We start from the raw sequence: 11,964 nt of genomic DNA, 5'->3' as shown, positions 1-11,964 counted from the left end.
GGGAGGCAGGCCTTTACTCCTGAATCCCGCCTTTTAATCCCAGTGCAGCCGGTAATTGATTGGCTACTGCGGCACCAATGTTTTTTGTCATGCGGTCAAACACGCTTTGCTTGTAAGTGTAATCAATAACCTCCTCGCGTTTGATGATGTCACGCAGGAGTTCACCGCTGCTGGCAAAGCCGTCAATGAGTCCTCTTTCTTTCGATTGAGTCCCCGTCCAGAATAAACCTGAAAACGTATCGCCATCAATTTTAAGGCGGCTGCCGCGTCCCTGTTTCACCTTGTCAATGAATTGCTGATGCACCTCATTGAGCATGGTTTGCAGCATTTGCTGCTGCTCAGGCGTGCTTGGAGAAAAGGGATCGAGGAAAGCTTTATTGGTACCGGCGGTTTGCAGACGGCGGGTGATGCCCAGTTTCTGGATGGCGTCGACAAAACCAAACCCATTATAAAGCACCCCGATGGAGCCTACCATGCTGGAAGGATTGGCATAAATCTCATCAGTACCTGCTGCGACATAGTAGGCCGCGGAAGCACAGATATCGACACAGACCGCATAGGTTTTAATGCTGGGGTATTTTTTACGGTAATACTGCAGGGTATTGTACATGTAGTCCGCCTGCACCGGGCTGCCTCCGGGGCTATTGATGCGGACAAGCAAAGCCCGTAACCCCTTGCTTTTGTAGGCGGCAGCCAGGCTTTTGGCAAAATTATCAGCACTGGCTGTGTCGGTATCCGAAATAGTCCCCTCGATATCAACAAGGCCGACATGCGGTTTGTTTTTAGCGGTTCTGTCATCACTGAGGCTTGATGCAGCAAAATAAAAGTAAACAATGAGCAGGGCAATGACTGCCCGCACAATCCATCGCCAGCGGCGTTTACGTCGTTGTTCGCGCAGGTATTCGATCACCAGTTTATTTAACAGGGTTTGCGATTCGAGATTGTCCTGAGTCGGATTATTGTTCATAGTAGCTACTTGATTTTTTGAATTAGAACCTCATTTTACGGTAGGTATCCGTTAATTTAAATAACTCATTTAAGAGAGACTGCACTATGCGTATGGATAAGCTCACCTCCAAATTTCAAATGGCCCTGGCTGATGCCCAATCACTTGCCTTAGGCCGGGACAATGGATTTATTGAACCGGAACACGTCTTAAAAGCCCTGCTCGATCAACAGGGCGGGAGTTGCCGTCCCCTGCTCAGCAAGGCTGGCGTCAACCTGCCCATGCTGAGAAACCTGCTGGATCAGGCTCTCGATAAATTACCCAAAGTCAGCGGCACCGGCGGCGACATCCATATCTCCAATGCGTTAAACCGTCTCTTGAATCTGACAGACAAGCTGTCGCAGCAGCGCAAGGACAATTACATTTCCAGCGAGCTTTTCGTTTTGGCCGCCGTAAGCGAAGAAGGCAATCTGGCCAAATTGCTTAAACAGACAGGCGCGAGCCAACAGGTCATTGAAAAAGCCATTGAGGAAATCCGCGGTGGCGACAAGGTCACGGATCCCAATGCCGAAGAACAGCGTCAGGCGCTGGAAAAATACACCCTTGATCTCACCGAACGCGCCGAACAGGGGAAACTGGATCCGGTCATCGGCCGTGATGATGAAATCCGCCGCACCATCCAGGTTTTGCAGCGCCGGACTAAAAACAACCCCGTACTCATCGGTGAACCCGGTGTAGGAAAAACCGCCATTGTTGAAGGACTGGCACAACGAATAGTCAACGGCGAAGTGCCAGAAGGATTAAAGGACAAACGCCTGCTCTCGCTGGACATGGGGGCTCTCATCGCTGGCGCCAAGTTCCGCGGCGAATTTGAAGAGCGCCTGAAAGGCGTGTTAAATGATTTGGCCAAGCAGGAAGGTCAAATCATCCTGTTTATCGATGAACTGCACACCATGGTCGGCGCCGGCAAAGCCGAAGGCGCCATGGATGCCGGCAACATGCTGAAACCGGCGCTGGCACGCGGTGAATTGCACTGCATCGGCGCCACCACATTGGATGAATACCGTCAATACATCGAAAAAGACGCAGCCCTTGAACGGCGTTTTCAGAAAATTTTAGTCGATGAGCCCAGTGTTGAAGACACCATTGCCATTTTACGCGGTCTCAAAGAACGCTACGAAGTGCACCACGGCGTTGAGATTACCGACCCGGCGATTGTTGCCGCAGCAACCCTCTCGCATCGCTACATCACTGATCGTCAGCTTCCTGACAAGGCCATCGATCTCATTGATGAAGCCGGCAGCCAGATCCGCATGGAAATTGACTCCAAACCGGAAAGCCTGGACAAACTGGACAGACGCCTCATTCAGTTGAAAATTGAATGCGAAGCCTTAAAAAAGGAACACGACGAAGCCTCCAGGAAGCGTTTGCACGATCTCGAAACCACCATCGGCGAACTGGAAAAAAATTACGCGGATCTTGAGGAAATCTGGAAGTCAGAAAAAGCCGCCCTGCAAGGCGCCAACCAAATCAAGGAAGCACTCGAACAAGCCAAAATAGAACTCGATACCGCCCGCCGTGCCGGGGATTTAACCCGCATGTCCGAACTGCAGTACGGCCGTATTCCAGAACTCGAAAAGCAATTGGCCCAGGCGGGGGAAGGACAAAACAGCGAGGAGGCCAAGTTGTTCCGCGACAAAGTCACGGAGGAAGAAATTGCCGAGGTGGTATCAAAATGGACCGGTATCCCTGTGGCCAAAATGCTTGAAGGGGAAAAAGAGAAACTCCTCCACATGGAAGAAGCCCTACACAAACGCGTGATCGGCCAGAATGAAGCGGTCGATGCGGTGGCCAATGCCATTCGCCGCTCCCGTGCCGGTTTAGCCGATCCCAACCGCCCGATTGGTTCATTCCTGTTCTTAGGACCAACCGGTGTGGGTAAAACCGAACTTTGCAAAGCCCTGGCTGCGTTTCTTTTTGACACGGAAGAAGCGATGATTCGCATTGACATGTCCGAATTCATGGAAAAGCATTCCGTCGCGCGGTTAATTGGCGCTCCTCCGGGGTATGTGGGCTACGAAGAAGGCGGCTACCTGACGGAGGCCGTCAGACGCCGGCCCTATTCCGTGGTGCTGCTGGATGAGGTGGAAAAGGCGCACAGTGATGTCTTTAATATCCTGCTGCAGGTGATGGATGACGGCCGCCTGACGGATGGACAGGGGCGAACGGTTGATTTCCGCAACAGCGTCATTGTCATGACGTCCAACTTAGGATCGCATCTGATTCAGGACATGGCGTCCAAACTCAATTACGAGCAGATGAAAACAGCGGTCATGGAAATCGTCGGGCAGCATTTCAGGCCTGAATTCATTAACCGCATCGATGACAGCGTCGTCTTTCATCCGCTTGACAAGGCGCAAATCGCCAACATCGCCGCGATTCAAATCCGCTACCTGCAACACCGGTTAAGCGCCCAGAATATCGGCCTTGACCTCAGCGAAGACGCGCTGAATTATCTGGCGGAAGCCGGTTTTGATCCCGTCTACGGCGCCCGCCCGCTCAAACGCACAATTCAGCAAAAACTGGAAAATCCCTTAGCCCAGTCCATCCTGACCGGCCAATTTACGCCAGGGCATACCATTAACGTGGTGCTTCAGAATGGAAATCTGGCCTTTGAACAGGTGTCTTGATTCCTGCAGGGCTGCGAAGCAGCCCTAAGCCCTAGACTTTCAACACCATACCTTCATCCACTTCATCCACTTCGTCCAACGCTTTGTGGCTGGTCACCACATAGCCTTTTAAAATATCGGCTCTTCCCCAGGCCTTGGCAGTGATTTGCTCCTCAATACCAGGTGTTTTTAAGAAATGCTCCATGTAATCAAAGCCCCATCTCAGGTCTTGTTTCTCAAGCCGATTTGAGGCATCAATCTTGAGTGCCTTAGAGATCGTTTCAGTCAACGCGGTATTCATTTTTTTTGCCAACGGGTTCAGCTCGGCGACGGATAGTTCATTGACCTTTTGCAAAGTGGTCACATACGCGCCAAACAAAACATATTTTTTGTACGTGTTTAATCGGTCTCCGAGCCTGCATTCGAGAGGAGAAATGCTTGAATCTTTAGAATCAAGCTCTTCTTTTTTAATAGTTGACACCATTATTTTTTCCAGCAACACCGCCTCCTGCGGTTTGAGTTTGACCGCGTATTTTTTCCAAAATTCCTGGATCTCTGCTGCACTGAGTTCCTGCTTTTCAGCCATGGCGGCTTTTAATTCTTTAATTAAAGGGGGGAAGAGCAGACGGGTAGGACCATCCAGGCGGGTTAAGACCTCATCGACATTCTGGATGACGTGGAGATACTCTATGCGCCTTAAGATCATCTCGCTGTCAGTTTGACATTCGGCAATGACGTGGCTTAGTTTGCTAAAAAACTCCTTGTCGCTTTTAATGTATGCAAACGTATCAGCAATTTTATCCTGCTTTAAAAACGTCTGATAGGCACTGCAGCACTCAAACACAGTCAATGCATCCAGTGCGTTATCCGTGTTTAATTTAAGCACCTCGGCCAGGGTTTTTTTTAATGCGCAGTTTTCTGAGTCGGACCCCACGGCTGAAAAACCTTGATAGGCCATTTCCAGCCTTAAATAACGATAAATAATGCTGCCTAATAAAATCCCGAAATAGTTGGCCGTCTTTTTTTCTTCCAGGGTTTCCGGCAGCGTCGTTGCCAGTTGGGTGATGCAGGCAATTTGCTCCAGGCGCAGTTGATCGGGTACGGTATTCGTGAAATAAATAGCGGGGTTCGTGAAATACGTGAATGAGAACAATCCCCTGGATTTTTTTTGTTGTTTCTTTTCAACGTTTTGTTCGTATGTTTCTTTCAGGCCCTTAACCACCTGAAGCAGCGCCTGATAGGAACCCGGCTTATACCGTTTGGCAAGATCATTAAACGAGCCAATCAGTTCCCGCGTGGCCTTTTGCAGACTCTCATAATTTGGTATCTCCATACTACCTCCCTTCAATAATTTATATTCTCAGTCCGGACAGGCAATCAGAGACCAGACCAAGACAACCGTGAGTATTTTTTTCTTCTGCGATAGGACCCTGGATCACGATTTTCATATCGTGAGGAAACGCGGTGTAGAGCGTGTGCGGCTCTTCAAACTCCCTCTGTTCATAAACCCAGTCAGAAAATTTATCCAGTTCCTCGTAACAGGCCTTGATGAAGCCGGCGCTGAATTCAGTGAATGATTTGATTTTCAGATGGTCATGCAGCAATTGCAACAGCGTGTTATCGCCCAGGATGGCCAAACCGCTGTAATTTTTCCTGGCCACGTAAATGTACATCCCTGTCAGGATTAATTTCTTATCCTCCTCACTGGCTTTGTAGTGATTGAGACAAATCGCTGTTTTTTGAATCAGCAGGGCATCCGTGTAGGCCTGGGTGCATAAAACAGAAGTAAAAAACATGGAAACATACGAATAACGTTTATCATGGGCCACAACCAGATTTCCAGGCAGCTTCGTCGCTTTCTCCAATAACTCCTTATAGTCTGGCATGGCAATCCTCCACGCTGGCTGTTAAGCGAGCATCGTCATTAAGGATGATAAAAGTCAGTCCGTTATGTTGCCCATCAATCAACCACGCACATCTTGTAAGCCTGTCGGTATTTATTTGCAACTTTTTTGGTATTAGGGTTAACAAAAATACCAGAGTGCAGAGATCTTGTTAATCAGCACTTTCTTTTTTTATAACAACCTGCCAAAGAATTTGCAATAACCTTTGCTTTAAATCATGGATGAGGCGGATAAGAAGCGTTCATCAATGCGGCGAACCAACTGCTGATGAATGTTATCAAAGCCCCGGTTACTCATAATCAACACGGCATCGCCCGGCTGCACGGTATTGACCAGGCTGGCAATGATGCTGTCGGTATCCGGTAGCAATTGATAGGGACAAGTCCAGGTCCTGGCTAAGTCAGCGAGATTAAACTGCTGGGGATTTAAGACAAAGGCGCCATCAACCGGCGCCAGCGCCTTCGCCATGTCTGCCGCATGCACGCCCGAGCGCATGGTATAGGACGCGAATTCCATGACCGCAAAAATCCGTTGATGCCGCTGGCTTTGCTTTAATGCCTCGATGGTTTTGCCGATGGCCGTGGGGTGATGCGCAAAATCATCATAGACGGTGATGCCGTGGCGATTGGATTTGACTTCAAGACGCCGCTTGACCGGCGTAAAGCGGGTCAGGGCTTCGGCTGCAATGCCAGGCTTGACCCCTGCGTGAGTACTGGCGGCGAGTGCTGCCAGGCCGTTTTCAATGTTAAAGCGACCAATTAAAGGCCATTGTACCTCAGCCACGAGCTTGTCCTGATGCCAGACGCGGAAGTGGCTGCCGCTTTCATCCAAAATCTCCGCCCGCCAGGTGGCTGTGCCGTTTAGCGCTAGTTCTTCGAGATTGGAGTAAATGCCTCGGGCAATGACCTCATTTAATGCCTGATCATCCCGGGGTTTAAGGACAGTCCCGCTGGATGGAATCGTTTTTAAGTAGTAGTGAAACTGCTGCTTGATGGCTGCCAAATCCGTGTAAATGTCCGCATGATCAAATTCCAGGTTGTTTAACACGGCAATGTGTGGACGGTAATGCATCAATTTGGGCCGTTTGTCAAAAAAGGCACTGTCGTACTCATCCGCCTCAATCACAAACCATTCCCCCGCCCCAAGCCGCGCGCTGGTGGCAAAATTGGGCGCGACGCCGCCAATTAAAAAGCCCGGATTCAAGCCGGCTTCCTGAAGAATATGGGCAAGCATGGAAGTGGTGGTGGTTTTACCATGAGTCCCCGCCACCGCTAACACGCGGTAACGGTTTAAAATGTTTTGCGCCAGCCACTCGGGTCCCGAGGTGTACTGTTTGCTGTGATTGAGCACGGCTTCGAGTACCGGTACGCCGCGCTTCATGGCATTACCGACAATCACGCAGTCAGCCTTGAGTGCCCTGGCCGTGTCCTCATAGCCCTCAGACCATTCAATTCCTTTCGCTGCGAGCAAGTCACTGACCGGCGGATAACAGTTTGCGTCACAACCACTCACCTGATGTCCGGCTTCCTTAGCCAAAATAGCGAGCGCGCTCATGAAGGTCCCGCCTATTCCCAAAATGTGTAAATGCATGTTGCTCTCACCGTAAGAAACTCATGGTTAAAATGTTGGCCGCCAGTAAACCGAAACTGGCTAAGATGGCGGTCAGATAATCCGAATCCAGGGCTTGTCGGTAAATGTGAGCGGCCACTGAAAATTGCCATAATGTTAACACCAGAACCTTTAAAAGATAAATCATAACCAACAGCCGCATGCCAACCTGTGTCATGTCGGCGTTGGCCAGCAGGGGCGTTAAAAAAACAATGATAAACCCCACCATCAGAATGATGAGATGGCAGACTAAAAGACAGGTCAAGGTTTGCAGGATGCGGTTACTTTTGCCGGTGGCAGCCAGTAACAACGCGGTATAGGCGTAATAAGAGACGACCAACAGGATGGCTGCAAGCATGGTGTCTGATAAAGGAAACTGATTTTTTAAATCCATCAATTCCCATTGCAGGGTGACGATTAAAAAATAAATCAGAATGGTCAGCAGAAGAATAAACAGCGAGTAAGGCGTATTGGCAGGGGTTTCCCTGAAGGTCGTCACACGCCAGTATTTTTTAAAAATGGCAAGCCACATCGATCAATCCCGGGTTAAGTTTTTCTTTGCTTCCAGGTCACTGGTTTTTTTCCTTTCTGAAAATACTGACTTGCTGCACCACCGGTTGTTTCCACGGTCCTGATATTTTATAAGTATAGGCTCTGATTTTTTGCATGCCCTGATTAATGATCTTGCTGGCAACCCAGGTGGCCACACCCGCCACGGGACCGCCGGCAATGGTCGCGACGATGGGCAGGCTCGCGGTAATGTGCGGCGACACCTGCAAGTCCACATCGTAAAGCTGTCTTGCCAGGTCCAGACTGCCTTTCATGCTGGCATAGGCCACCGGGCCGTCAATGTAACTGTCCTGAGTGCTTATCGCCCCGTTCCTGACCTCAAAACTGCCTTTCAGCACGTCAAAGCTGTAGCCGTCATTTTTCAGATCGCTGAAATCCAGCTTTAAACGTCGGGGGATGGTTTGCAGGCTTAGGATGCTTAATAATTTACCCAGCCCCAGTTTTTCTTCCGTCTCAGGGCTTAAGTTGGTAATGCGGCCATGCTTGAAATAAAGCGCCATTGTCCCTTTGATCTTATTTAAGGCAAAATCCGTATACGAACCGGGCCAGGTGCCTCTCAGTTCAATCTGGCCAAACGACGATTCAACCACCGGGCTGATATGCCATCGGGTCAAACTGCCGGCCAGATCATTAATCTGCATGTCCACCTTGATTTGGGTTTGATTGACCTTTGCGTCCTGCTGCCACTGGCCCGTGGCAGTCACTTGATAGGCGGGGGTTTTGATTTTGCAATAATCAAGCACCCAGGCCTTGTGGGCTCTCGTCATTTTTAAGGCCGCTTGCCCGAGATTGAATGCGTCATAACGAAAATCATTGATGCGCAAATCCAGATTGGGCATGTCGCTGACGTTAAGCCTGGATGGTTTGGGCTGCCTGTCGCTGGTTTTATCCCAATACAGGTGACCCAATACCCCGCTTAACAAACGTTCTTTGATTTTGTAACGCAGATTGGCTTTCAACTGTTGTTGTTCAACTTCGATAGACCATTCATTGGCATTTAACCGGGTGGCCTGCACGGCCAGATTGGTGTAATTGCGCTCGGCAATGCGCGCCTGTTTGAAACGCAGGTCAATGAAACTGACCGCGTCGCTAACGCTTTCCTTGCTGCGGGTGGCAGGTAATTTGGCCAGGGTATCCAGCCATTGGCGCAAATCAAACGAGGCCAGCGAGCCGACAATCTGCAAACCCATCTGCTCCTGCCAGCGTGCCGTCGAACTGCCCAGGCGGATTTCCCCTTTTTGCAGATGAAACTGGCCTTTCGGGCCGCTGAACCACAAATCCGCACTGAGCCTAGAATCGTAATTGATGCGAAAACGCAGGGCTTTGTCGGGATTGAAATGGATGTCCACCGTTAATGGCGCTTGACTGTCAGCGGTTTTGTTTAATGGCGGCGGTAAATCGATTTTAAGACCGCTTAAAGAGGATCTAATCTGAAATTGATCAAGGTCCTGTTTATTCTCGGTAATAACTAAAAGCCCCTCCAGCCAGAAATCCCCCCGCATCAATTCAAAAATGGATAAATTCAATTTGTCGCGCAACAGGGCGATGTTGGTTTTGGCTTTAATCCTGACCTCGGTACGGGGGTTAGAGGAGCGTATGGACTGAATCAGTATCGACACAGGATTATTAAGCAGCGACGCCTGCAAACTGCTGTCGAGCACACCTTCATGATCAAATTGCAGGGAACCATTTAACTCGTGCAGTTCAATGTTTTCAAGCGTGTGATTGACTTTTACCTGATTGTTTTTAAAGGTGATGTCGCCTAAGGCGAGGATGTCATCATTTTCAGGATACAAGGCCGCTTCAAGCTGCATATCGAGACTTAAGGGACCGCTCATCCGCAGGCTGTTTAAGGCCGAGAGTTTTTTGCTCAGCGGTGAGGCCAGAACATAGCCTTGTGCCTTGCCGGCACTGGTATCCACTTTCGTGTGCACCAGCAGGGTTTCGCGGTTTAACCCCAGGTTATTAATAATCACATTGGCTTCATTTAACACAATGCCCTGCAGATTGGCATGGACCACATCGGCATTAAAGGTGCGTTGATGGACCTGAACGTAGGCTTCAATGTCTTTCGTCACCGGCCATTTGGGAGCAAAAACCAAATCGACCCCGCTTAAATGACCATTGATTTCAAATTCACCCTCGGCCTTGTCATAGGGAAAATCGGCGCCACGGCCATTGACAGTGACATTGGCAACAAGTTTATCAATGCGCTTCACCTCGTGTTTAAGCCAGGCATCCAGCTTGGGTTTAAGCGATTGGGAGGGAAGATAAAGCAGCCAGCGCTGGGCGTTGCTTGCCGATAACGCCGCCGTTAACGTGACATGGCCTATCTCGTTGGCTGTCACGTCATCAAGAACGCCATTGCCGCTGAACAGCAAATCCGGATGCCTTAAGACGAGTCTATCCAGGCTGATGCGCAGGCCATGACTAAGCTCCTTCCAGTCCAGCACCGTATTGAAGGATAAAAAGGTCACTGGCGGTTTGTCTTTGGGTTTAATGACCGTGTATTCACCGTCAATCTCCACATGGCCTTCATGCGGTTGCCAGCTTAACACCCCTGACAGGTTTTCTACCCCGGGATAAGGACCGAATGCCTCCCAGCCCAAGGTTTTAAATTGCGTCAGCAGGAAGACAGGCGCTTCGTTTTTAACCTGAATGCGGGTATCTTTAAGCAGGCCCTGGGGTTTAACGGCTAACCAGGGTTTAAACGAGTCAGGCCAGGAGACATCCAATGACAACAGGGACTCGATGATTAATTGTTTAACATAGAGTGTCCAGGTGTTGAGCGGCTTTTGATACTCCACGAGGAATTGATTTTGCGGCCAATGGCGATGATTAATTTCAAGACCCACATGATCGCCGCTTAACTGCCATCCATTTCGCGTGAGTTGCCAGGCTAAATTGGCTTTAAAGCGATCCAGGCGGTTATGGCGCTGCGTTTGATTGTCAGTCAAGGCCAAACGGTAGATATCAACCCGCGCCTGGGCATCCTCGATGTGGCCAGCCTTAATATCCGTCCACACCTGCACATCCCCGCGGCCATCCGTCACCGTGTAGCGTTCTGGATTAAAAAAGCCCTGCCATTGCGCGGGCACCACGTTTTTCAATGAGAGGTACACTTGCCCCTCTGTCTTGTCGAGATGGTAGGGATCAAGCGTCAGGTAAGACACCCATTCCAGCGCGGTCGGCACCTGTTGACGAAGGTGCGCCTTGGCCTTGATGCGATACCCCCAACCACTTCGGCCAATGACCAGGTTAATGCCGCGGGCAGGAATAAAGGTGCCGTCTTTTAAATGCACGTCCAAGGACAGGTGTTTAATGATGATTTTCTGTTGCGCCAGAATCCAGGCTAAAACCGGCTGGTAAGAGTCGTCGGTCCAGTGGATGGGCTGTCTGTCCTGGGTGGTTAAGCCATCAATCTGCCATTGGTCCTGCTGTTGCCTTGCCGTCAGCTTCACGTCATTGATGTACAGCACGCCCGGTTGAATCTGCCAATGCCACAGCGAACTGAACAGATTAATGCCCACCAACAATTGCCTAAGTTTGATGGTGTCTCGATGCGCGTCAGTCACGGTGACCTGATTGAGCTTAATCACCGGCTCAAACCAATACCACCCTGTTTCCATCGACTGAATCATCACCGATTCTCCCAGCAGGGCTGACAAATGCTGCTCCACTTCCGATTTGTACTGCGTAGCCCAGGGCGTCAGCGCACGAAACAGACTGGAAAGTAATGCCGCGACAATGATGAAAGCAGCCAGGAAAATCCTTATTCGCTTAAAAAAGTTAACCACCGCGTTTATCAGGGTTGTTCGTCGAGTTTTTACTATACCATTGCTTTTGCGCGTACTCATCACTTTCCTTTTGCTCAAGCCTGGCAAGCTGCTCGCTTCGTTGTAATTTTACCCGTTCAATCAAGCGAATAACGGCGTCTTTTTCTGCTTTAGCCTGTAAAAATTTTTTTTCACATTGGGTGCGAAATTTGGCAAGCTGACTCAATTGCTGGTTCAACTGGATAAGAATGGCGTCTAACTGATTGATAAAATCAATGCGATTGCGCAATCGCCCGAGCGTACACCCACTATCGCCCATACGATGCAATTGCTCCACGTAATCCTGACGGTAACTGACAATCTGGTCATGCTTGCTTTTCCCGGCGGCAAACTGCTCGCGCGCCTGTTTAAGCATCTCACCGGCCTTCTCCATGGCCTTTTCTTTCATGCCAAGGAGCGTATTCAACCGTTGCAGCCGCTCACGGGACACG

8 protein-coding genes are annotated in these 11,964 nt (G+C 49.9%); 1 reads left to right on the top strand and 7 read right to left on the bottom strand.

The window, feature by feature from the left end; genetic code table 11:
* Nucleotides 1–13: 13 nt before the first annotated feature.
* Nucleotides 14–967 carry a S49 family peptidase gene (locus Lrub_RS05800; RefSeq protein WP_058531225.1) on the bottom strand — a complete coding sequence of 318 codons (954 nt, stop codon included), beginning with the start codon at nt 965–967 and terminating at the stop codon, nt 14–16.
* Nucleotides 968–1,053: 86 nt separating this feature from the next.
* Between Lrub_RS05800 and clpB the strand changes: the two genes are divergently transcribed.
* Nucleotides 1,054–3,636, top strand: coding sequence for an ATP-dependent chaperone ClpB (gene clpB, locus Lrub_RS05795; protein ID WP_058531224.1), 2,583 nt, complete (start codon nt 1,054–1,056; stop codon nt 3,634–3,636).
* Between the two features lie 31 nt (nt 3,637–3,667).
* Here the strand turns inward: clpB and Lrub_RS05790 are convergent, their stop codons facing one another.
* The 6 genes from Lrub_RS05790 to fliJ all read right to left on the bottom strand — a co-directional run bounded on the left by Lrub_RS05790 (nt 3,668) and on the right by fliJ (nt 11,963).
* Nucleotides 3,668–4,948: a hypothetical protein gene (locus Lrub_RS05790; protein WP_058531223.1), complete on the bottom strand. Its 1,281-nt coding sequence runs from the start codon at nt 4,946–4,948 to the stop codon at nt 3,668–3,670.
* A gap of 19 nt (nt 4,949–4,967) precedes the next feature.
* Nucleotides 4,968–5,501, bottom strand: coding sequence for a hypothetical protein (locus tag Lrub_RS05785; protein WP_058531222.1), 534 nt, complete (start codon nt 5,499–5,501; stop codon nt 4,968–4,970).
* Nucleotides 5,502–5,729: 228 nt separating this feature from the next.
* Nucleotides 5,730–7,109: a UDP-N-acetylmuramate:L-alanyl-gamma-D-glutamyl-meso-diaminopimelate ligase gene (mpl, locus tag Lrub_RS05780; protein ID WP_058531221.1), complete on the bottom strand. Its 1,380-nt coding sequence runs from the start codon at nt 7,107–7,109 to the stop codon at nt 5,730–5,732.
* 7 nt (nt 7,110–7,116) lie between these two features.
* On the bottom strand, nt 7,117–7,659 hold the full coding sequence (locus tag Lrub_RS05775) for a hypothetical protein (RefSeq protein ID WP_058531220.1): 543 nt from the start codon (nt 7,657–7,659) through the stop codon (nt 7,117–7,119).
* A 37-nt stretch (nt 7,660–7,696) separates the two neighbouring features.
* Nucleotides 7,697–11,554, bottom strand: coding sequence for a YhdP family protein (locus tag Lrub_RS05770; RefSeq protein ID WP_065235719.1), 3,858 nt, complete (start codon nt 11,552–11,554; stop codon nt 7,697–7,699).
* Nucleotides 11,487–11,963 carry a flagellar export protein FliJ gene (gene fliJ / locus Lrub_RS05765; protein WP_237760757.1) on the bottom strand — a complete coding sequence of 159 codons (477 nt, stop codon included), beginning with the start codon at nt 11,961–11,963 and terminating at the stop codon, nt 11,487–11,489. Before fliJ ends, Lrub_RS05770 begins: the two co-directional genes overlap by 68 nt.
* Between the last annotated feature and the right edge of the window lies 1 nt (nt 11,964).

The organism is Legionella rubrilucens, from assembly GCF_001468125.1.
In the GTDB taxonomy this organism is placed as follows: domain Bacteria; phylum Pseudomonadota; class Gammaproteobacteria; order Legionellales; family Legionellaceae; genus Legionella_C; species Legionella_C rubrilucens.
This window is presented reverse-complemented; position numbering and strand designations above follow the sequence as displayed.

Excerpts from the sequence above, each read along its gene's own strand:
- Lrub_RS05800 (WP_058531225.1), bottom strand. The coding sequence starts at position 967 with ATGAACAATAATCCGACTCAGGACAATCTCGAATCGCAAACCCTGTTA.
- clpB (WP_058531224.1), top strand. The coding sequence starts at position 1,054 with ATGCGTATGGATAAGCTCACCTCCAAATTTCAAATGGCCCTGGCTGAT.
- Lrub_RS05790 (WP_058531223.1), bottom strand. The coding sequence starts at position 4,948 with ATGGAGATACCAAATTATGAGAGTCTGCAAAAGGCCACGCGGGAACTG.
- Lrub_RS05785 (WP_058531222.1), bottom strand. The coding sequence starts at position 5,501 with ATGCCAGACTATAAGGAGTTATTGGAGAAAGCGACGAAGCTGCCTGGA.
- mpl (WP_058531221.1), bottom strand. The coding sequence starts at position 7,109 with ATGCATTTACACATTTTGGGAATAGGCGGGACCTTCATGAGCGCGCTC.
- Lrub_RS05775 (WP_058531220.1), bottom strand. The coding sequence starts at position 7,659 with ATGTGGCTTGCCATTTTTAAAAAATACTGGCGTGTGACGACCTTCAGG.
- Lrub_RS05770 (WP_065235719.1), bottom strand. The coding sequence starts at position 11,554 with ATGAGTACGCGCAAAAGCAATGGTATAGTAAAAACTCGACGAACAACC.